Source organism: Variovorax sp. E3, assembly GCF_016082275.1.
In the GTDB taxonomy this organism is placed as follows: Bacteria; Pseudomonadota; Gammaproteobacteria; order Burkholderiales; family Burkholderiaceae_C; genus Variovorax.
Map to the genome: position 1 here is coordinate 1 of NZ_MOWM01000007.1, position 21,477 is coordinate 21,477.

At 65.0% G+C, this 21,477-nt stretch carries 20 protein-coding genes and 2 pseudogenes; 16 read left to right on the plus strand and 6 right to left on the minus strand.

The genetic code is table 11. The annotated features are described in order from the left end of the window. The 12 genes from BMG07_RS04140 to icmH all read left to right on the plus strand — a co-directional run. On the plus strand, window positions 1-1,060 hold a 1,060-nt coding region (locus BMG07_RS04140; RefSeq protein WP_198083485.1), incomplete at its 5' end, for a molybdopterin-dependent oxidoreductase. After that, on the plus strand, window positions 1,057-2,181 hold the full coding sequence (locus BMG07_RS04145; RefSeq protein WP_198083486.1) for an aminopeptidase: 1,125 nt from the start codon (window positions 1,057-1,059) through the stop codon (window positions 2,179-2,181). The genes BMG07_RS04140 and BMG07_RS04145, both read left to right, overlap by 4 nt. Beyond that, the gene (locus tag BMG07_RS04150) at window positions 2,174-2,488 is read left to right on the plus strand and encodes a polyhydroxyalkanoic acid system family protein (RefSeq protein WP_198083487.1); all 315 of its coding nucleotides are present in this window, start codon (window positions 2,174-2,176) and stop codon (window positions 2,486-2,488) included. Before BMG07_RS04145 ends, BMG07_RS04150 begins: the two co-directional genes overlap by 8 nt. A gap of 57 nt (window positions 2,489-2,545) precedes the next feature. After that, the gene (locus tag BMG07_RS04155; RefSeq protein ID WP_198083488.1) at window positions 2,546-3,790 is read left to right on the plus strand and encodes a CaiB/BaiF CoA-transferase family protein; all 1,245 of its coding nucleotides are present in this window, start codon (window positions 2,546-2,548) and stop codon (window positions 3,788-3,790) included. Between the two features lie 209 nt (window positions 3,791-3,999). Further along, window positions 4,000-6,126: a type VI secretion system Vgr family protein gene (locus BMG07_RS04160; protein ID WP_269758630.1), complete on the plus strand. Its 2,127-nt coding sequence runs from the start codon at window positions 4,000-4,002 to the stop codon at window positions 6,124-6,126. After that, window positions 6,048-6,554: a DUF2345 domain-containing protein gene (locus BMG07_RS41440; protein WP_307866865.1), complete on the plus strand. Its 507-nt coding sequence runs from the start codon at window positions 6,048-6,050 to the stop codon at window positions 6,552-6,554. Before BMG07_RS04160 ends, BMG07_RS41440 begins: the two co-directional genes overlap by 79 nt. A gap of 3 nt (window positions 6,555-6,557) precedes the next feature. Further along, the gene (locus BMG07_RS04165) at window positions 6,558-7,436 is read left to right on the plus strand and encodes a DUF4123 domain-containing protein (protein ID WP_198083489.1); all 879 of its coding nucleotides are present in this window, start codon (window positions 6,558-6,560) and stop codon (window positions 7,434-7,436) included. After that, complete coding sequence (locus tag BMG07_RS04170) at window positions 7,433-8,920, plus strand: hypothetical protein (RefSeq protein ID WP_198083490.1); 1,488 nt, start codon at window positions 7,433-7,435, stop codon at window positions 8,918-8,920. Before BMG07_RS04165 ends, BMG07_RS04170 begins: the two co-directional genes overlap by 4 nt. Further along, window positions 8,917-9,537, plus strand: coding sequence for a DUF3304 domain-containing protein (locus tag BMG07_RS04175; RefSeq protein ID WP_198083491.1), 621 nt, complete (start codon window positions 8,917-8,919; stop codon window positions 9,535-9,537). The genes BMG07_RS04170 and BMG07_RS04175 overlap by 4 nt, the downstream gene beginning before the upstream one ends. Window positions 9,538-9,559: 22 nt before the next feature. Further along, window positions 9,560-11,215, plus strand: coding sequence for a phospholipase effector Tle1 domain-containing protein (locus BMG07_RS04180; protein WP_198083492.1), 1,656 nt, complete (start codon window positions 9,560-9,562; stop codon window positions 11,213-11,215). Next, the gene (locus BMG07_RS04185; RefSeq protein ID WP_198083493.1) at window positions 11,103-11,807 is read left to right on the plus strand and encodes a hypothetical protein; all 705 of its coding nucleotides are present in this window, start codon (window positions 11,103-11,105) and stop codon (window positions 11,805-11,807) included. Before BMG07_RS04180 ends, BMG07_RS04185 begins: the two co-directional genes overlap by 113 nt. 215 nt (window positions 11,808-12,022) lie before the next feature. Continuing rightward, window positions 12,023-12,628, plus strand: a complete 606-nt coding sequence (gene icmH / locus BMG07_RS04190; protein WP_198083494.1) for a type IVB secretion system protein IcmH/DotU — start codon at window positions 12,023-12,025, stop codon at window positions 12,626-12,628. Window positions 12,629-12,706: 78 nt separating this feature from the next. Here the strand turns inward: icmH and BMG07_RS04195 are convergent, their stop codons facing one another. The 6 genes from BMG07_RS04195 to BMG07_RS04220 all read right to left on the minus strand — a co-directional run bounded on the left by BMG07_RS04195 (window position 12,707) and on the right by BMG07_RS04220 (window position 16,770). Next, window positions 12,707-12,964, minus strand: a complete 258-nt coding sequence (locus tag BMG07_RS04195) for an acyl-CoA-binding protein (RefSeq protein ID WP_198083495.1) — start codon at window positions 12,962-12,964, stop codon at window positions 12,707-12,709. Between the two features lie 77 nt (window positions 12,965-13,041). Then, complete coding sequence (locus BMG07_RS04200) at window positions 13,042-13,881, minus strand: hypothetical protein (RefSeq protein WP_198083496.1); 840 nt, start codon at window positions 13,879-13,881, stop codon at window positions 13,042-13,044. A gap of 6 nt (window positions 13,882-13,887) precedes the next feature. After that, complete coding sequence (locus tag BMG07_RS04205) at window positions 13,888-14,598, minus strand: TetR/AcrR family transcriptional regulator (RefSeq protein WP_198083497.1); 711 nt, start codon at window positions 14,596-14,598, stop codon at window positions 13,888-13,890. Window positions 14,599-14,743: 145 nt separating this feature from the next. Next, a complete protein-coding gene (locus BMG07_RS04210; RefSeq protein ID WP_198083498.1) occupies window positions 14,744-15,223 on the minus strand; it encodes a phasin family protein in 480 nt (159 codons plus the stop codon). A gap of 91 nt (window positions 15,224-15,314) precedes the next feature. Beyond that, window positions 15,315-15,764, minus strand: coding sequence for an acyl-CoA thioesterase (locus BMG07_RS04215; RefSeq protein ID WP_198083499.1), 450 nt, complete (start codon window positions 15,762-15,764; stop codon window positions 15,315-15,317). 109 nt (window positions 15,765-15,873) lie between these two features. Further along, window positions 15,874-16,770: a LysR family transcriptional regulator gene (locus BMG07_RS04220; RefSeq protein ID WP_198083500.1), complete on the minus strand. Its 897-nt coding sequence runs from the start codon at window positions 16,768-16,770 to the stop codon at window positions 15,874-15,876. Between the two features lie 121 nt (window positions 16,771-16,891). Between BMG07_RS04220 and gtdA the strand changes: the two are divergent. The 4 genes and pseudogenes from gtdA (at window position 16,892) to BMG07_RS04240 (ending at window position 21,442) form a co-directional block, all read left to right on the plus strand. After that, window positions 16,892-17,952, plus strand: a pseudogene (gtdA, locus tag BMG07_RS04225) (gentisate 1,2-dioxygenase). Window positions 17,953-18,028: 76 nt separating this feature from the next. Next, window positions 18,029-18,733, plus strand: a complete 705-nt coding sequence (locus BMG07_RS04230) for a fumarylacetoacetate hydrolase family protein (RefSeq protein WP_198083501.1) — start codon at window positions 18,029-18,031, stop codon at window positions 18,731-18,733. 59 nt (window positions 18,734-18,792) lie between these two features. After that, a pseudogene (locus tag BMG07_RS44670) lies at window positions 18,793-20,143 on the plus strand (MFS transporter). A gap of 33 nt (window positions 20,144-20,176) precedes the next feature. Then, window positions 20,177-21,442, plus strand: a complete 1,266-nt coding sequence (locus BMG07_RS04240) for a 3-hydroxybenzoate 6-monooxygenase (protein ID WP_198083502.1) — start codon at window positions 20,177-20,179, stop codon at window positions 21,440-21,442. Window positions 21,443-21,477: the final 35 nt, after the last annotated feature.

Here is a 21,477-nt window from a genome sequence, read left to right on the forward strand (position 1 = left end):
CGACCGCGCGGGCGGCGTGCTGCTGAGCAGCTCGGGCCACTACCCGGTCGACCGCGCCGCGCTGCAGCGCCCCGACCTGCTGGCCGGGCGCACGCCGCGCACCATCAACATGAGCACCATCGGCGACGCGCTGCTGGACACCGCCAACCCGGTGAAGGCCATCGTGGTCTACAACAGCAACCCGGTGGCCGTGGCGCCCGAGTCGGCCAAGGTGGCGGCGGGCTTCGCGCGCGAAGACCTGTTCACCGTGGTGCTGGAGCAGTTCCGCACCGACACCGCCGACTACGCCGACTACCTGCTGCCCGCCACCACGCAGCTGGAGCACTGGGACATCCACTGCAGCTACGGCCACACCGACGTGCTGCTGAACCGCCCGGCCGTGGCGCCGCGTGGCCAGGCCCGCAGCAACGCCTGGGTGTTCCGCGAGCTGGCGCGCCGCATGGGCTTCACCGAGCCCTGCTTCTCGGATTCCGACGAGACGCTGTGCCGCACCGCCTTCGCTGAAAACGCCATCGACTTTTCGCAACTGCTGTCGCAGGGCTTCACCACCGTGAAGCTGCCCGAGGCGCCCTTTGCCGAAGGCAGGTTCCCCACGCCGTCGGGCCGCTGCGAGTTCTTCAGCGCGCGGCTCGAAGCCATGGGCCTGAACGGCCTGCCCGACCACGTGCCCAACTGGGAGCCGGCCGGCAGCTCGACCGAATTCCCGCTGGCCATGATCTCGCCGCCGGCGCGCAACTTCCTCAACTCGACCTTCGTGAACGTGACGAGCCTGCGCGCCATCGAGGTCGAGCCGCTGCTCGAGATCCACGAAGCCGACGCCGCCGCGCGCGGCATCGAGGACGGCGCCACGGTGCGCGTGTTCAACCAGCGCGGCGAGCACCGCTGCCGCGCCGAGGTCTCGCGCCGCGCGCGCCAGGGCGTGGTGCACGGCATGGGCATCTGGTGGCGCAAGCTCGGCATGGACGGCACCAACGTCAACGAGCTCACCAGCCAGCGGCTGACCGACATCGGCCGCGGCCCGACCTTCTACGACTGCCTGGTGGAAGTCGAGCGCGCGTGAGGGCACTTGCGGCGCTCGCATTGGCCGGCTCGGTGCTGCTCACCGGCTGCGCCGACCTGGGCTACTACTGGCAGTCGGCCAGCGGCCACATCGGCATCATGCGGGCCGCCAAGCCCGTGCCCGAGTGGCTGGCCGACCCCGCCGTGTCGGCGGCGCTGAAGACCAAGCTCGAACTCACGCAGCGCATCCGCCGCTTCGCATCGGCCGAACTGGGCCTGCCCGACAACCCCAGCTACAAGTCGTACGCCGACCTGCACCGCGCCGCCGCCGTGTGGAACGTGGTGGCCGCGCCGCCGTACTCGCTCACGCTCAAGAGCTGGTGCTTCCCGGTGGCGGGCTGCGTGGGCTATCGCGGCTACTACGACGAAGCCGCGGCCAAGGCCGAAGCCGAGGCACAGAAGAAAGAGGGCATGGAGGTGGCCGTCTACCCCGTGCCCGCGTACTCCACGCTCGGCTGGATGAACTGGGCCGGCGGCGATCCGCTGCTGTCGACCTTCATCGGCTACCCGGAGGGCGAGCTTGCGCGCATCGTGTTCCACGAACTCGCGCACCAGGTGCTCTATGTGCCCGGCGACACGGTGTTCAACGAGTCGTACGCCACGGCGGTCGAGCGCATCGGCGGCGCGATGTGGCTGCAGCGCGAAGCGGGCGAGCCGGCGCGCCGCGAATACGCGCAGTTCGACGCGCAGCGCCAGGGCTTTCGTGCGCTCGCGCTGGACACCCGCCGCGCGCTGACGCAGGTCTACGAGTCGCCCGAAGCCAAGGCCAAGGACTGGGCCAAGGTCGACGTCATGAAGCAGGCCGCCATGGCCGACTTCCGCGAGCGCTATGCGAAGCTGAAGGCCGGCTGGACCGGCCCGCGCCAGAACGCCTACGACGGTTGGGTGGCGCGCGCCAACAACGCGGCCTTCGGCGCGCAGGGCGCCTACGACGACCTGGTGCCCAGCTTCGAGCAACTCTTCGAACGCGAGGGCCGCGACTGGCCGCGCTTCTACACTGAGGTCAAGCGCATCGCTGCGCTGTCGACCACCGACGAACGCCGCAGCGCGCTGCAGGCCGCCACCGGCATCCTGCAAACCCGTTCCAGCCCCAAAGACAACAAGGAAGATCACGGTGCCTGACATCCACATCGAACGCAACCACACGCTCGGCATTGCCGGCGCACGCGAAGTCGCGCGCCAATGGGTGCAGCAGGCCGAGCAGGAGTTCGGCCTCGAATGCGCCTACACCGAAGGCAAGGACCGCGACGTGGCGCAGTTCACCCGCGCCGGCATCGACGGCACGGTCGAGGTCACGGCCAGCACCTTCACGCTCGACGCCACGCTGGGCTTTCTGTTCAGCAGCTTCAGCGAAGTGATCGAACAGAAGATCACGCGCAACCTCGACGCGCTGCTCAACGCGCCGGGCGGCGGCACGCGCCTGGCCTGAGGCGCCCGCCCGCGATCGGGCGGCTGCCGCCTTCGCGCACCCACTTCTTTCGAAGCCATGACGACAAGCTCCACCTCCAGCGCCGCAGCGGCCGCCGGGCCGCTGGCCGGCCTCAAGGTCATCGAGCTCGGGCAACTGATCGCCGGGCCTTTTGCCGCGCGCACGCTGGCCGACTTCGGCGCCGAAGTCATCAAGATCGAGCCGCCCGGCGCGGGCGATCCGCTGCGCAACTGGCGGCTGATGAAGGACGGCACCTCGGTCTGGTGGCAGGTGCAGTCGCGCAACAAGCGCTCGCTGGCGCTCGACCTGCGCGAACCCGAGGCGCAGGCCGTGGTGCGCAAGCTCGCGGCCGAGGCCGACGTGCTGATCGAGAACTTCCGCCCCGGCGCGATGGAAGGCTGGGGCCTGGGCCCCGACGAACTGCTGGCCGCCAACCCCGGGCTCGTCATGCTGCGCATCAGCGGCTACGGCCAGACCGGGCCCTACCGCGACCGGCCCGGCTTCGGCGTGGTGGCCGAGGCCATGGGCGGGCTGCGCCACCTCACGGGCGAGCCGGGCCGCGTGCCGGTGCGCGTGGGCGTGTCGATCGGCGACACGCTGGCATCGCTGCACGGCGTGATCGGCGTGCTGATGGCCATGCAGCACCGGCACGCCACGGTGAGCGCGGAGTATCCGAAGGGCCGGGGGCAGGTGATCGACGTGGCGCTCTACGAGGCGGTGTTCAACTGCATGGAAAGCCTGCTGCCCGAATACGGCGCGTTCGGCGCGGTGCGCGAGGCGGCCGGCAGCGCGCTGCCGGGCATTGCGCCGACCAACGCGTACCGCTGCGCGGACGGCGGCTACGCCATCGTGGCGGGCAACGGCGACAGCATCTTTCGCCGCCTGATGGCATGCATCGGCCGGCCCGACCTGGCGGCCGATCCGGCGCTGGCCGGCAACACGGGCCGCGTGGCGCAGGTCGAAATGCTGGACGCCGCCATCGGCGACTGGGCCGCGCAGCGCACCGTGGCCGAGGTGCTGGCCGCGCTCGAGGCGGCGAACGTGCCGGCGGGACGCATCTACACCATCGCCGACATCGCGGCCGACCCGCACTACGCAGCGCGCGGCATGCTGCAGCAGGTGCAGATGACCGACGGCAGCGCGCTGCCGGTGCCGGGCTTCGTGCCCAAGCTGTCGCTCACGCCGGCCAGCCACCGGTACAACGCGCCGGCGGTGGGGGCGGACACGGATGCGGTGCTGAGGGAAGTCGGGTTGAGCGAGGAACAGATCGCCGCGCTGCGTGCGCGGGGGATCGTGGGTTAGGCAAGCAGAGCCGAGTTCGCTCCAAGGCATGCGCCAACCACTGGCCCACTCGATGTGGGCTTTCGCGGTCGTGCCGCGTGCCTGTCCCGTGAATTTTTCGCGCTCTTCAGTGCTTATTCCGGGCGTCGCGGGCGTGACTATTGTTTGCAAAGGTGCGGTGCTCGCGTGCCCCAGACTTTTTGGACCCCCATCCATCAGGTCGCCGCCGCATGCCCCAAACCCTCTCCATCGTCAGCGCGGCCATTCCTTCGGTTCAAGGTCGCCCGGCGCTGGAGCCCGTGCGCTTGTCGGGCCGGGAGGGCATGAACAGCCTGTTCGAGTACGAACTGCTTCTGAAGACCCCGGACGCGCTGAACATCGGCGCGAGCGGTGCGGCCGACTTCGATCTCAACGCCTTCATCGGCCGCGAGATCAGTTGCCTGATCGAGCTCGACGGCTCCGGCGCCTTTCTTCCTGGCGCCACGGGTTCGAGCACCGACCATGCGGGTGCTGGCGTGCGTCAGATCAACGCCCTGATCACCGACGCCGCCATGTGGGGCGAGGAAGGCCGCCATGTCCAGTACAAGCTGACACTGCGCCCCTGGCTGCACCTTGCCACCCAGACGACCGACTGCAAGATCTTCCAGAACAAGAACGTCGTGCAGATCCTCGATGAACTGCTGGCTGACTACGCCTACCCGATCGACAAGCGTCTGTTCGAGACATACCCCCTGCGCGAACTGCAGGTTCAATTCAACGAGAGCGATTTCGACTTCTTCAGCCGCCTGTGCGAGGAATGGGGGATCAGCTACCACTTCGAGTCCGCCGAGGGCAAGCACCGACTGGTTCTCTCGGATGCCATGGGCGCCTACAAGGAGGCCGACAGCGCAGCCTATCGCGAGGTCGAATACCACGCGCCCGGCTGGAAGGTCGATGCCGAGTACGTCAGCAGTTTCGTTCCCCACAGCCACCTCACGAGCGGCCAGTATTTCACTCGCGACTTCGACTACACCCGCCCCAGGGCCGACCTGAGCGTGAGCCGCAAGGACCCGCGCCCCACGGGCCTGGCCGATGGCGAGGTCTACCAATGGCATGCCGCCCATGCGGGCAGTCACTATGTGCAGCCGCGCGCCGGCACCGCCGAGGCCAACGACCCCCAAGACGAAGGTCGGCAGTTGGCGCTGCTGCGCATGCAGGCACTGCGCACACATGGCGAGCGCGCCCAGGCCAGCGGCAATCTGCGCGGCATGGTCCCGGGCCGTACTTTCAAGCTGCAGAAGCATCCGCGCCAGAAGGCCAATGCCGAATACCTGATCCTCGACACGCACTTCATCATTGAAGACGTCGCGCAAGACAGCCAGAACAAGGATGCCGCGCGCGACCGGCAACAGCAATGGCGGGTTCATGTGGACTTCACGGCCCATCCGGTCATTGAGCCTTTGCGCCCGGTGCCGACGCGCGCCAAACCACGCACTGGCGGCCCGCAGTCCGCGTTGGTGGTGGGCCCCGAAGGGCAGAACATCTGGACCGACGAGCTTGGGCGCAGCAAGGTTCAGTTCCACTGGGATCGCATCGGCCGGAAGAACCAGCACAGCAGTTGCTGGATTCGTGTCATCTCGCCTTGGGCCGGCAACCAGTTGGGCGCCATCCATATTCCCCGCATCGGGCAGGAAGTGACGGTCGATTTCTACGGCGGCGACCCGGATCTGCCTATTTGCATCGGGGGCTCGTACAACCAGGCGAACCTGCCGCTGTGGGCATTGCCCAGCCAATCGGCCCTGAGTGGCCTGCGCAGCCGGGAACTCACCAAGGAAGGCGGCAACAGTGCTTCAGGCCGCTCCAATCACTTGGTGTTCGACGACACCGACGGCAAGATTCAGGTCCAGGTCAAGTCCGACCACCAGCACAGCCAGCTCTCGCTGGGCCACATCACGCGCATTGAAGACAACGCCGGGCGCAAGGACCCGCGCGGCGAAGGGTTCGAGTTGCGCACCGACGGGCACGGTGCCGTGCGCGCCAAGAACGGCTTGCTCGTCACCACCGAACCCCGTGCCAATGCGCAATCACACGTTCTCGACAGCATCGAAACTGTGTCCCGCTTGGCGCAGGGCCAGGATCAGCACGACAGCCTCGCCGCCGCGGCAATCAAGGCGGAGGCCCACGAAACAGGCGATCAGGACGAAGTTGTCCAAGCCTCAAGAAGCAAAACGAAGACATCAAAGGCGGTGGCGGCAATCGTGCCGACGGTGAATTCCCCGAGTTTCTGGCCCCCCATCTGGTGCTGGCCAGCCCCGCCGGCATCGAAACCACCACGCCGAACTCGACGCACATTGCCAGCGGCGAGCACATCGCACTGACCAGCGGTAGCCACACCAGCATCTCTTCCAACAAGAGCTTCCTGGTCAGCGCCGCGCAAGCCATCCGCATGTTTGCCTTCAAGGGGCTCATCAAGATCGTTGCGGCCCAGGAAGACATCGATATCACGGCACTGAAGAAAAGCATCCATATGCTGGCCAAGAAGGACATCACCTTGCGGGCCAGCAAGATCACGCTGGACGCCGATGAGGTTGTGGCCATCAACGGTGGCACCAGCTACAGCATCTGGAAGAGAGCCAGCATCGAGCACGGCACCAGCGGCCTATGGCGCGAATACGCCGGCAATCACAGTCTTCAGCCGCAAAAGGAATTACCGTTGCCGGAGATCAAATTCCCTACAACGCTATGCGAAGACTGTGTGCTCAAGGCCCTCAAGTCCGGCAGCCCCGTTGCAGCGGTGGGAGGGTGAGTCATGTACTTTGCGCAAGACCCGACCGAGCTGAAAGCGGCCGAAAAATTCCTGACGGATGCATTCGCCGTCGAGCCCGACCTCTATTGGATCGCACTGATTGACGGAGCTTTTGACCACGGCAGCAACGCCGCTGGCACGATCTACAAAGGGCTGAATTGCTACGCTGCGGAATACCCGCTCAATGATCTGGTGGGCGCGGCGCCATGGCTGATCGAACTGGACCCCTTCGAAGAAAAAATCCACGAACGGATGGCGCAACTGCTGGCTCATTGCAGCGGGCGCCCGATGTTCAGCGTGATGGCAAGCCGCATCCCGGCCTGGAATCTGGGCAAGCGCTGGTTCCCCCTTCATCATGTGCACACCAGCGACAAGCAGCGCATGCTTCTGCGCTTTGCCGATACACGCACGCTGCCCTTGCTGCCCGACATCCTGGAGCCCGCACAGTGGGGAGCCGTTGCGGCACCCCTCGTGCATTGGTTCTACGTGAACCGCGAAGGCACCATGGCGACCTGCGCATTACCCGAGCCAAAAGAAGAGGCCTCTCTGACGGCGCTGCACCTGAGCCAAACGCAGATCGATGCCATGGTGAAAGCCAGCGAACCCGACGCAGCGCTGGACTTGCTGGCGGACCAATTGCCCGAGGTGTTTGCACCCAACGTGGCGCATGGGAAATTGCACGGCTACATCAAGAAAAAAACTTTCGGACTGATCGACAGACACGGCATTGATAACTGGACCGACAAGGTCTCTTTGGTTACCGCCGAACTGCTGACCAACGGGAAGATGCATGAGAACCCAAAACTCGAAGAACTGCTGCTCACCAAGGCGTGGCAACCGGGTAACTTGCGCAGGGCGTTGGTGGACAAGGACTTGGTGTGACGATAACGAAAACCTTTGAGATCGCCTCACATCGCTCTCGCTTGTCTGGTTCTCCTTTTTGTATTGCTTGTGCCTTTTTTTTTGCAATCTTGCTGAGCGCTTGCGACGGCAGTGAAGTCACTTGTGACAGTACCGTCAAGAACGTCGAGCGCTCGGGCAACTTCAGTTTTCGAAATTGCAAAGTCTCTGGAAAGCTGATCTACGACCATAGCTACTTGTCTATCAGCCACAAGGGAGAAATGGTAGCTGTACCCGACAGCAATGGCTCGTTCTCTAGGGTTGTGGCGCAGCTGCCGAGCCCTGGTTCGAGCTGGATCGTCCAAGCCAACGGCTACTTTTATTTGCTCAGCGAAACAACAGAAAAACTTCTCACCCGGCTTTGGACAAGCGAGCAGGGCGCGCCGCAAAGTGCCTATATCCAGCAGATCGATGCCGATCGCTGGTACATACCGAACAAGAAATTTGTCGACATTCAGACTCCGGACGGAATAGCGATGCAGCAAAGCGCAGCCGGCAGGGTTTTCAACGGAAGAACGCTTCAACAGGAATGGCTTCCACCCGAGCCACCGCCCGATGAGTCGTTTCGACGATTCGACGAAGTGGTATCGGTGTCGCCTGACAACAGCACGGTAGTTTGGGTGTACAGGAGCGATGTTGTGCGCTTCATGGTTGCCGACAAGAACGGGCCCACGATGCCCGTGGTCGAAATGAGCGGAGCCTGGTTTGATGCACCCTCTGAAAGAGATGAGTGGGCTCCATGGTTCGGCAGTCTGACAAATTGGCATCGCCAACCTGAGGGGCGTTGGACGATCGAACTGAAGGCCGAAGATTCTCTGCCCAAGGTAACTCAAGAGAAACTCGCTCAGATTGCACAGTCGTACACGCCAACAGCGTTGGCTTTGAAGGGCGTGAAGACGAAGCGAAGATTCCGAGCGGGTGAGTCGCTGGAAAAAAACTTGATTCGCAGCCCGAACGGAAATCTGTTCCTCAAGGGAAATACAGATTCGCCATTGGATTCCGGTAATGCAATCTGGGCCGACGTTTTTCTGAACCCGAAACTATGGACGTTCGGTGCCGACGGCGCATGGCATCGCACGCTGGAAAAACCGAGCATCACCATGACTGTGGTGAAGCGCACAGCACAGCCGGTGGTCGATGATCCTGTGTCAGCCGCCTGGCTCGACTGGATGGACACGCTGGTCCGCAAGGGCGATGACGGGCTGTGGTATTTCAGAGGCTCCTCGAAACCCATTGAAGAAAGCGACCGCTTGGCCGCTCGTTGGGTCAAGGATTTTGCGCGATGGCATCGTGAGCCGAGCGGTCAATGGACCAATGATCAAACGCATGAAACCGCCAAACCGCCATCGCAAGCCGACCCGAAATGGATCAAGGACTTGGCGCAATGGCACCGCGGGCCGGATGACCAATGGACGCGTGATCAGGCGCATGAGACTGCGAAATTGCCATCGCAAGGAAAACCATGAACTGGTTCGAAGATCCAAGAAGTCCGCGCGGAGTAGTTGGCGATCTTGCTCACATGCGCGGCACTGTCCGCGTGGGTGAACGCCTGCTCAACACCGTCCGGAGTTTCTCTCGCATTGCAGGGCGGCTCTGGCAATTCTTCTGCATTTCAGGCCTCGCCATCTCGCTGACGGCTTGCGGCGAGGACATGCTGCCTACCGAAATCACGGGCTACAACCACATGACCAAGCCCGATGGTTGGAGCATCGGTGGGTTTTCTGTCGATGGACATGGTGGTGCCAATGCTTCGCTTGCTGGCGGAGCGGGGAATTCATGCTGTATGTCACTCCCAAGACGCTGGCATCCCGGCATGACGGTCAAGGTGGAGTGGTCTTACAACCACCGAGCACACGATCCCGACACAACGCCTCCTCCACCGCAAATGGCAATGGTCGAAGTTCCTGAATACACAGTCAAGAATTCGGGCGCCATGCAAGTGCACTTCTATCCCAATCACCGTGTCAAGGTGGTGGTGAGCAAGTTTGGGATAGAGCACATGCTCTATCCCATGAGCGAAGAAGACAAGAAGCCTTGGGTCAGCCGCAAGGATTGGAGCAAAGACAAGGACGACGAGAAATAAACCTTAGAAGGGAAATTGTGCAATGAGCGTTACTGAACAAATCGACTCTGCCCTCAACCCCGTGCGTGGCCAAACTCGTGTGGGCGAACGCCCGCTCAGTCCCAGGGAGTACTTGAAGCGTGCCGCGGCGCTTTGCGCCATCAACTCGGACGGAGGCAAGCCCAAATGTAGCGGCCAACTCTTTGTCGGCATGTTCTTCGATGGCACCGGCAACAACGAAGACGTGGACTTCAAGAAATACGAGAGCGAGCCCCGCAAACAAAAGCACACGAACGTAGTTCGGTTGTACCACGCGCATCCCGGCCCCCTCAAGGTCGCCACCAACGGTTATTACCGCTACTACATGCCCGGCCTGGGCACGGCCTTTCGCGAGATCGGGGACGACGGCCCCTCCAAGAAGCTCACTGCTGAAGAGAAAGCAAAGGCCCCGGAGAGGACCGCGCTGGAGAAGGCCGGGGAACTCATTCAAGATGGGGTTGATATTGCGAACAAGATCACCTTGGGCGCGGGCTCCGCAGCAGCACTCAATGGGGCACCCCGCATCGTCTGGGGGTTGACCTGCGTGTTCAACGCCGTCAGTCAGCATGCCTATGGTCAGGATGTGATTGACAAGAAAATCGCTAAAGAATTGGCGCAAAGTGCCGGCTTACTAATGCGTCGAGACCCAAGAAAAGTTATCGAATGGGGGCGATGGAAAGATGAACTAAAAAATGATTGGCAGAAAAATCTCAAGAAAAAAATAGCCCACGAAACGCCGATAGATGCACTTACTGTCAATGTATTCGGATTCTCTCGCGGAGCGGCAGAAGCACGCACCTTCGTGCATTGGTTGTTCGAACTGTGTGAACAGAAGGACGGCCAATATCTCTTTGCCGGCATCCCATTGCGCCTGCAATTTCTGGGTTTGTTCGACACCGTTGCTTCGGTGGGCATGGCTGGGCTCTACCAATATGTGGAAGGCCGCGCCGGTTGGGCCGACGGCACCATGCAGGTTCATCCCCGTGTGGAGCAATGCGTGCACATGGTCGCCAGCACGGAGGCGCGGGCCTGCTTTCCCTTGGACTCGGTGCGTATCAATGGCAGGTACCCGGTCAACGTGACCGAATACGTGTACCCCGGCGCGCACTCGGATGTGGGCGGCGGCTACTTTCCGATGGCGTTGGGCCGCAATGACTGGAAAGACGGAGAAGACCGGCAAGTGGCGCGCATACCTGGCTACGAGATGTACTGTGCAGCACTGGCTTGCGGGGTACCGTTTCAGACCTCTGCCGACACAAAAAAATCGCGGGAAGGAGCGTTGGGTTGGGGCATTCGATCCGTTGGATCCGGAGATTGCCAAGGCCCTCAAGCCCTCACCGGCTACGGCGGCCGCGTTCGATGCCTACTACCAGCAGGCCAACATTCAGCCCGGACCGGTCGAGGACATGGCGCGTCAGCACCTGAGCCTGTACCTAACCTACCGATTGCGCAACAACGCCGACTGGTGGAGTGCGCCGGCCATGCAGTTGGCAGACCGGCACCCCAATCTAGCACTGGACGCGGACTCCATCAAGGAGCCGATCTGGATGAAGCAGACACAGCTCGCACTGTTGTTTGTGATTGCCGGGCTGTGCCAGGAAATCAAGCGCTGCCAGGAACAGGGCGTGCCCAAGGATGCGGTCTTGAAACAGCGCTATGACCCGCTGGTCCAGGCTGCCGATCGTTCTGTTTTCAGTGCGCTGCTGGGGTCGGCGGGCTCCCTTGCCTTGACCGTTGGCACGGTGGCCAACGGTCTGCGCGAACGAATGGACATGATGCAGCGCTACGCCAACGATGAGCGCAAATCCTTGACGCTCGTCGCGCAGCAAGCGCATCTTTACCTGAAGCAGTGGCAAGGGATGCTGCAGAAAAGCGCGGTGGCGGATGTGCGCAACACCGCCGTCCAGCTCGATGCCGTGCATCTGCTCGAAGCCATTCAGGCCAATCCGGTGCCCAAGGCCGTTGCGGTCATGTTTGAAGAACTTGTGCACGACTCGATGGCGGGCTTCATCGGGTTCGGGATGCCGGAGTTTCAGCTCAACGGATATGGCCTCGCCAAACATCGGCGCATCTTCTTTGGCAACGATGGCGACGACATGCTTCGAAAAAAGGTCGAGCACAGCAACAAGGAGAAGCAGGCGGCACTGGCAAAGCAGCGCGCCGAAATCGACTACCAAAATGAAAAGGACCGTGTGCAAAGAGCGAAGTGGGACCGTGAAGCTGAAATGTTCAGGGGCACGATGCCGCGCTGATACTCTTGGGATTCGCTGCAATCAATTGATTGATGTCCACGCCTGTCGATAGCGACGACGACGTATTCCCGCTGACGGATACGACCCCTGCCTCGGCAGACGCAGTCCGAGGCGCCGGTGCAGCTACAGCAGCACCCGCGCCAAAACCCAAGCCAAGGCCCATCCTTACAGATGGAAAAAAGCTTGAGCGCGTCTCACCGCAACCCGACCGCCAAGTGGCTGTCGAGGTTGCTCGTGTCCCGTTGCTCGAAGCGGCCCGGCCGTTGCTGGATGCTTTCGCCAGGATGCCTCGCGAACTCGACGAGACTCAACTTGATGCCTTCTATCGCGCTCTGGTGCACGAGGTCATTTCATTTCAATCGGTGTGCCAAGACGCTCGCATTCCGTCCGACTACATCGTGGCGGCCAGCTACATGCTTTGCACGGCGCTTGACGAGGCTGCCGGCAATTCGATCTGGGGCAAGGCCAGCGAATCGGCCGCGCAAATTTGGGCAGGCCGCTTGGCGGTGAGATTCCATAGCGACAACAAAGGCGGCTTGGGCGTTTTTCGGATCGTCGGATTCCTGAGCAGCCAGCCGCAAAAGCATCTCGACCTGCTGGAACTGGTGCTCCTCGTCCTTGCCTTGGGGTTCCAGGGCATCTATCGCGACGCACGCAATGGTCGGCGCGTGTTGGACAGCATTCGCCGGCAGATCTATTCCCTGGTGTACCTTGGCCGCGGGGCAGATCCCGCACCACGCTGGGTGGCCATCGAGCGCCTTCTCAGGGGAGATGGTCTTGCCGACGTGTTGGCGGAGATCACACCAGACCTATTCTCATGAGCGCACAAGAGATCGTCGCGGAATTCGCCAATGCGCGAATCAATTGACGGTGGCTTGTGCGCACCCACTGGTTCTGTATCAACCGCGCAGCGACTCGATCAGGTCGATGTACTTCTGCTTCGCCTCATCCGCGCTCGCACCCTTCTGCGCCGTCCACGCATCCCACTTGGCGCGCGCGACGATGTCGCTGAAGCTGGGCTTCTTGGCGGTGTTGTCGCCTTCGGTAGCTTGCTTGAACAAACCGTAGATCTTCAGCAGCGTCGGGTTGTCGGGGCGCTCGGCCAGCAGCTTGGAGTTGGCCTGGGCGGCTTCGAATTGGGCGTGGAGGTCGGACATGGGCGTCGTCAAATTGAAAAGCGGAAAACGCACATCTTAAATCGCGCGGTACCCCTTGGTACCACTTGCTGTCGGGCTCAGTCGCGCAACCCCACGCGCGCCAGTTCCACGTCCAGCCGTTCGCGGGCATCGGCCGGCTTCAGCGCCGCCGCCTTCTCGAAAAGTTGCGTCGCCTCGCCCAGGCGCGATTCGCCGTGCAGCATCGCCAGCGCGCGGGCGTATTCCATCAGGCCGGCGGCCGAATCGGGGTTCAGTTGCAGGCCGCGCTCGAACAGCTCGATCGAGGTCTCGGCGCGCACGCCGTAGGTCATGCGCCCGACCAGCGCGCCCACCTTGTCGATCACCTCGGCGTGGAACGACGCCAGCGCGACGTGCGCGTCGGCATGGCGCGGCTGCAACGCGATCACTCTTTCGAGCGCGCCCTTCAGCTTGCTGCCCAGCCCTTGCGCCAGCGCGCGCGCGACGCTGATGCCCTGGCTGTAGCGGCCCAGCGCATAGGCCTGCCAGTACAGCGCCTGGCAGTTCGCGGGGTCGTCGGCCGCCTGCGCGCCGGCACGCTCGATCACCTGGCGGAACATCGCGAGCCGCACGGCCTCGCGCGGCTCCAGGTAGTTGGCGTAGATGGCGGTCGCCTGGTTGGCGAGCGCCAGGCCTTCGGGGCCGTGCAGCAGGCCGAACGCGGCGGCGCGTTCGAATTCACCGCTGTGGTACAGCGCCCAGCCTTCGGCCAGAGGGGCGCCGGCCGCGGGCGGCGGCATGTCGTCGTGGCCCGCGTGCAGGCGCGGCCAGTGCGACAGCACGCTGTGCGCGTCGTAGCGCGGCACGTCGGGGTAGGGCAGGGGCGTCCACGGTTCCGCGGTGGCGGAAACCGTGCCGGCGGACATCAGCGAGAGCGGTTTGAAATCGGGGTGGGGCATGGTTGTCTAGGCCGCCATATCGACAGGGGAATCCGCGTTGTTGCCGTTGCTCGATGCGGCATCTTCTCCGTTGTAGGCATTGCTCAGTGTCAGCAAATGCCGCCGTTGCTCGCGGCCCAGGTACGGCGCCAGCAGGTGCAGCGTGTGGTGGCCGCCGCGCAGCAGCGCGCCCTGGGCATGGGCCGGCTCCAGCGCTTCGCGCGGGTTGCGCACGTACTCGTAGCTGAGCCAGTAGGTCAGCACCACGACCATGCTCTGGGCGAGGGTGTCGACCTCGTGCGCATCGATCTCGAGGTGGCCGGCGCGGCTCAGCCCGGCGATCAGCTGGCGGATGGCGCGTGCCTTGTTCTTGAGCACCAGCTGGAACTGGGTTTCCAGGTGGCGGTTCTTGCTCAGCAGGTCGTTGAGGTCGCGGTACAGGAAGCGGTAGCGCCAGATCAGCTCGAACAGGCTGTGCATGAAGAACCACGCGTCCTCCACGTCGTGCACGCCTTCGCTGGCGTGCAGCAGCTCGTTGAGCTCGGCCTCGTAGGCTTCGTAGAGCTTGTTGATCAGCTCTTCCTTGGCCGGGTAGTGGTAGTACAGGTTGCCCGGACTGATGTTGAGCTCGCCCGCCACCAGGGTGGTCGAGACGTTCGGTTCCCCGAAGCGGTTGAACAGATCCAATGCGGCTTCGAGGATGCGTTGCGCTGTGCGGCGTGGCGCCTTCTTTGCCATGTCGGTGCCCCCGTGTGTCTCGTGGTCTCTTGGGGGCACTCTAGCGCATGTGCACCGCACCATGGACGGCGCGGGGCATGTTTCGCGGTGCTGATTTTTGTGCAGTGCCGCAATATCGGCCGGCCGCGTGGGGGCCGGCGCCGGGTCAGCCGGCCTTGCTGCGGCGCAAGGTGGTTTTCTTGGCGGCGGGCGCGGCCGCCTTGCGCGCCGTGGTCTTGCGGGGCGCGGCCGCGACCGACTGCTTCTTCAGTTGCGCCTCGAGCGCATCGACGCGCGCCTGCAGCGCGGCCATGTCGGCGGCCGTGGGGGCGCCGAGCTTTTCGAGCGCGCGCGCCACGCGGTCTTCGAAGATGTTCTCGAGCTTGCCCCACTGGCCGGCGGCCTTGGTGCCGAACTCGCTGGCGAAGCCGGCCATGCGGGTCTGGGCCTGCGCCAGGGTTTCCTCGGCGGCCTGCTGGGTTTTCTTCTGCATGCCGGCGCCGTCCTTGACCAGCGCCTCGAAGGCCTTGCTGCCTTCCTGCTGCATCTTGGCAAAGGCGCCGAGGCCGGCCAGCCAGATCTGCTGGGCGGAGTCCTTGATGCGGTCGGCGGCTTTGTTGTTGTTGTCGTCGTCGGAGGTGGCCATGCGAAATGTTCCTGGGAAGAGAGAGTCGAATCGCACGACTCTAGCCGCCCGCGGCCCTCGCCGTTAGAGCTTTCCGCCTAGTTCCGCGGGCTCAGGGCGTGGCCCCGGCGGCGCGGCTGGCGTCCAGGTGCGCCTTGGCGCGCTCGGCCAGCGCCATTTCGCCGGGCGTGCCGGGCACGAAGCTCTCGACCGGCAGCGGCCGGCCGTGCGAGTCGACCGACACGAACACGATCAGGCACTCGGTGGTCTTTTCCATCACGCCGCCCTTCATGTCGCCGCTGCGCACCTCGACCGAGATGTTCATGCTGGTGGTGCCGGTGTAGGCCAGGCGGGCCTCGACCTCGACGAGGTCGCCGATCATGATCGGCCGGTGGAAGCGGATGCTGCCGATGAAGGCGGTGACGCAGTAGCGCTTGGCCCAGCTGGTCGCGCAGGCGTAGCCGGCCTCGTCGATCCACTTCATGACCGTGCCGCCGTGGACCTTGCCGCCGAAGTTGACGGTGCTGGGTTCTGCGAGGAATCGCAGGGTGATCGAGGACATGGTTCGCCTTTGTAGGAATGGCTGTGGTGGGGAGCCGCGATTATGCGAGCGGGCGCCCGCTTCCGAAGGCCGCCTGTCGTGCCGGCGCAAACGCCCGGCGACTCGTGGCTCAGCTGCCGCTGAACAGCTGGGCCAGCGTGCGCCGCAGCCACGCGTTGCCGGGGTCGGCATGGAAGCGCTCGTGCCAGTGCTGCTTCACCGCGTAGTCGGCCAGGGAGAAGGGCGGCTCCAGCAGCTTCACCGGCTCCTGCGTGACCAGCACCTTGCCCAGGATGCGCGGCACCACCACGATCAGCTCGGTGTGCGCCACGATGCGCGCCACGCTCAGAAAGCTCGATAGCCGCACCACCACGTTGCGCTTGAGCCCCAGCCGCGCGATGGTGGTGTCGACGATGGCGTGCCCCGTGCCCGACGTCGACACCACCGCATGCGCCTCCGCCTCGAAGCGCTTGCGCGTGAGCCGCGCGCCGATGCGCGGGTGGTTGCGCGCCGCCAGGCACACGAAGTTCTGCATGAACAGCGTCTGCTGGTAGAAGCCCGCGTCCAGCTGCGGCATGAAGCCCACGGCCAGGTCGACCTCGCCGTCCTGCAGGCGGCGCCCGCTGATCGTCGAGATGATCTCGGTCTCGATGTGAACGCCCGGCGCCGCGTGCCGCAGGTGGTCGAGCAGGCCGGGCAGCAGCACCACCTCGCTGATGTCGGTCATGCAGATGCGAAAGCGCCGCTGCGCCTGCGCGGGGTCGAAGCTGCTGCGGTTGCCCTGGGCCTGCGCCAGTTGCGCCAGCGCCTCGCGCAGGTTCGGGTAGATGCGCTCGGCATGCGGCGTGGGCTGCATGCCCTGCGCGGTGCGGGTGAACAGCCGGTCGTCGAAGTGCGCGCGCAGCTTGTTGAGCGCGGTGCTCGCCGCGGCCTGCGCCATGCCCAGCCGCTCGGCCGCCTTCGACACGTTGCCGGTCTTGTAGACCTCGTCGAACACGGCGAGCCATTCGAGATCGAGCTTGGACATGGGGGGCCTTCTTCTAGCGCGAAAGGCACCATTATCGAAATTTCGAATTCCGTGTATTGGCTGACGGTCTTGAGGAAATAGTGGTGCGGCTCAACAATGCCGCCACGGAGACACAACGCCCATGAATTCCGCGCCTTCCAATGCGGCCGAACGCCGCGACTACTACGCCCGCATCGGCCCGCTGCACCTCACGCCGCTGTGGGAATCGCTGCACGCCCTCGTGCCGCGCGAACCGCAGACGCCCTGCGTGCCCGCGCTCTGGCGCTACGACGAGATCCGCCCGCTGCTGATGGAGTCGGCCGACCTCATCACCGCCGAGGAGGCCGTGCGCCGCGTGCTGGTGCTCGAGAACCCGGCGCTGCCCGGCAACTCGTCGATCACGCAGTCGATCTACGCCGGCCTGCAACTCATCATGCCGGGCGAGGTGGCGCCTTCGCACCGCCACGTGCAGTCGGCGCTGCGCTTCATCGTCGACGGCAAGGGGGCCTACACCACCGTCGGCGGCGAACGCACCACCATGTACCCCGGCGACTTCATCATCACGCCCTCGTGGGCCTGGCACGACCATGGCAACGAAGGCATCGGCGGCACGGTCGAGCCCGTGGTGTGGCTCGACGGCCTCGACATTCCGATGCTGCGCTTCTTCGACGCCGCTTTGCCGAGAACGACGACGCCAAGGTGCAGCACGTGTCGCGCCCCGAAGGCCACAGCCTGGCGCGCTTCGGCCATAACATGGTGCCGGTGCGGCACGACCACGTGTCGGCCACCTCGCCGATCTTCAACTACCCCTACCTTCGCAGCCGCGAGGCGCTGGCCCAGTTGCAGAAGCAGGAGACGCCCGACGCCTGGCTCGGCCACAAGCTGCGCTACATCAACCCGCTGACGGGCGGCTCGCCGATGCCGACCATCTCGACCCAACTGCAACTGCTGCCCAAGGGCTTCGCGGGCAAGACGCACCGCGCCACCGATGGCACGGTGTACAGCGTGGTCGAAGGCCGCGGCACGGCCGAGATTGCCGGCCAGCGCTTCGACTTCGGTCCGCGCGACACCTTCGTGGTGCCCTCGTGGGCGCCGCTGCGCCTGTCTTCGCCGAACGAAGACGCCGTGCTCTTCAGCTTCTCCGACCGCCCCGTGCAGCAGGCCATGGGCATCCTGCGCGAAGCCTTTCTCGAAGACGCCTGAGCAGCGTCTTCACGCGACTTTTTTCTTTTCGTTTTTTCCGTTCATCCGTGTGCCGCCCCGCGCGGCAGGAGCCCTCATGTCCTTCGTCTTCACGCCCCCTTCGATCGTCGGCCTGCCCATCGTGGATTCCGACAAGCTGTTCCCCGTGCGCCGCGTCTACTGCGTGGGCCGCAACTACGCGGCGCATGCGCGCGAGATGGGCTTCGATCCCGACCGCGAGCCGCCGTTCTTCTTCTGCAAGCCCAACGACGACGCCTCCGTGGTGCCCGTGGCCGAAGGCCAGACCGGCGCCGTGCCGTACCCGCCGCTCACCAGCAACTACCACTACGAGGCCGAGCTGGTCGTGGCCATCGGCAAGGGCGGCAAGGACATTCCGGTCGATCAGGCCGCCAGCCACATCCACAGCTACGCCGTGGGCCTGGACATGACCCGCCGCGACCTGCAGATGAAGATGCGCGAGCAGGGCCGCCCGTGGGAAATCGGCAAGGCCTTCGACTTTTCGGCGCCCATCGCGCCGCTGCGCACGCTGGCCGACGTGGGCGAAATCAACGGCGGCGCCATCACCCTGGAGGTCGACGGCCAGGTGCGCCAGAACAGCGACATCACGCACCTGATCTGGTCGGTGAACGAGGTCATCGCGAACCTGTCGACGCTGTTCACGCTGCAGCCCGGCGACCTGATCTTCACGGGCACGCCCGAAGGCGTGGGCGCGGTGAAGCCGGGCCAGACCATCAAGGTGAGCATCGAGCGCCTGCCTTCGCTGACCGTTCGCATCGACTGACACGGCAGGCCGGCGCTCGCCGCGGCGCGCCCGGGAACACAACGACAACGAGACACCCCATGCCAGCCGCCTCTTCTCCCATCGACGTCGCCAGCTTCATCGATCAGCGCAAGGTCTCGCCCTACCAGGTCATGATCGTGGTCCTGTGCTTCCTGATCGTGGCCATCGACGGCTTCGACACGGCCGCGATCGGCTTCATCGCGCCGGCCATCCGGGCGCAGTGGCAGCTCTCGCCGGCCCAGCTCGCGCCCGTCTTCGGCGCCGGGCTGTTCGGCCTCATGGTGGGGGCGCTGACCATCGGGCCCTTCGCCGACCGCTTCGGCCGCCGGACCGTGCTGCTGCTCAGCGTTTTCTTCTTCGGCCTCATGAGCCTGGTGTCGGCCTGGTCGACATCGCTGGACATGCTGATCGTGCTGCGCTTCCTTACCGGCCTGGGGCTCGGCGGCGCCATGCCCAACGCGATCACGCTCACGGCCGAATACTGCCCCGAGAAGCGGCGCTCGCTGCTGGTCATGACCATGTTCTGCGGCTTCACCGTCGGCTCCGCGCTGGGCGCCTGGCCTCGGCCGGCCTGGTCGAGCCTACGGCTGGCACGTGGTGCTCGTGCTGGGGGGCGTGCTGCCGCTGTTGCTGCTGCCGGTGCTGTGGGTGCTGCTGCCCGAGTCGGCCCGCTATCTCGTCACGGCCGGCAAGCGCCTGGACGAAGTCACGCGCACGCTGCGGCGCATCGCGCCCGAGGCGGCCCTGCAAGGCGCCACCTACAGGCTGCCGCCGCGCCCGCCCGCGGGCTCGCCGGTGTCGCACCTCTTCAGGCCCGAGCTGCTGCGCGGCACCCTGCTGATGTGGCTGGCCTTCTTCATGAGCATGCTGATCATCTACCTGCTGTCGAGCTGGTTGCCGACGCTGCTCAAGACCACCGGCGCCAGCCTCCAGGCCGCGGCGCTGATCACCATGATGTTCCAGGTGGGCGGCACCCTGGGCGCGATCGCCCTGGGCTGGCTCATGGACCGCGCCAATCCGCACTACGTGCTGGCCGTTGCCTACGGGCTCGCGGCGCTCTTCATTGCCGCCATCGGCAGTTTCACCGCCACGCCGTGGCTCGTGGGCACGATGGTGTTCCTGGCCGGCTTCTGCGTCTCGGGCGGCCAGGTGGGCGCCAACGCGCTGTCGGCGGCGTTCTACCCGACCGATTGCCGCGCGACCGGCGTCAGCTGGGCCAACGGCATCGGGCGCATCGGCTCGGTGATCGGATCGATGGGCGGCGGCGCGATGCTGGCCATGGGCCTGACGCTGCCGGCCTTGTTCGCGGTGGTCGGCATTCCGGCGATCGTCGCGGGGCTGACCCTGGCCATGCTGGGTGTGCACCGGGCGAGAACGCAGCGGCCGGTTGCCCAAGCCGCACGCGCCTAGGAACCGGATGAGAAACGCAAGGAGTTCTTCAAGATGACGTCGACCCGAATCAACCCCACGGTGCTGCTGGTCGGCGGCGGCATCGGCGGCATGGCCGCGGCGCTGGCGCTCGCGCGCCTGGGCGTGTCCATCGACCTGCTGGAGCAGAGCGCCGCCATCGGCGAAATCGGCGCGGGCCTGCAGCTCGGCCCCAACGCTTTTGCCGCGCTCGACGCGCTGGGCGTGGGCGAGGCGGTGCGCCGGGGCTCGGTATTCACCGACCGGCTCGTGATGATGGACGCGGTCGATTGCGGCGAGGTGGCCTCGGTGCCGGTCGGCGAAGCCTTTCGCGCACGCTTCAAAAATCCTTACGCCGTGAGCCACCGCGCCGACCTGCACGGCGCGATCCACGAGGCGGTGAAGCAGCATCCGCTGATCCGCTTCCACACCTCGGCGCAGGTTGCGTCGCTGGACACCGGCGCGCATGGCGTGACCGCCGTCACCAGTGACGGCCGCACGTTCAAGGCCGACGCCATCGTCGGCTGCGACGGCGTGAAGTCGGTGGTGCGCGGCAAGCTCATCGGCGACGCGCCGCGCGTGTCGGGCCACGTGGTGTATCGCGCGGTGGTGCCCGCCGCCGACATGCCGGCCGACCTGCGCTTGAACGCACCCGTGGTCTGGGCCGGGCCCGACTGCCACCTGGTGCACTACCCGCTGCGCCACGGCGAGCAATACAACCTGGTCGTCACCTTCCACAGCCGCGAAAAGGAAGAGTGGGGCGTGACCGACGGCAGCAAGGAAGAAGTGCTGTCCTACTTCGAGGGCGTGCACGCTCGCCCGCGCCAGCTGCTCGACCGCCCGACCTCGTGGCGCCGCTGGAGCACCGCCGACCGCGACCCGGTCGGGCGCTGGAGCGACGGCCCCGCCACGCTGCTGGGCGATGCGGCGCATCCCATGATGCAGTACCTGGCGCAGGGCGCCTGCATGGCGCTCGAAGACGCGGTGACGCTCGGCGAAGCCGTGAAAACCTGTGACTTCGACATGACCGCCGCCTTCAAGCTCTACGAGGCCGCGCGCGTGGCCCGCACGGCGCGCGTGGTGCTGTCGGTGCGCGAGATGGGGCGCCTGTACCACGCCAAGGGCGTGGAGCGCCTGGTGCGCAACAGCCTCTGGACCGGCCGCACGCCCGAACGCTTCTACGATGCGGTCGAGTGGCTCTATGCGTGGCGTCCCGAGCATTGCCTGGGCGATGCGCCCGAGGCGCTGCGACCTTCGAGCGCGCCGGCGACAAAAATCGCGGCCGCGCTTTCGCCGCACTGACCGGCACCGTTTCTTTTTCATCGTTCGTAAAACCA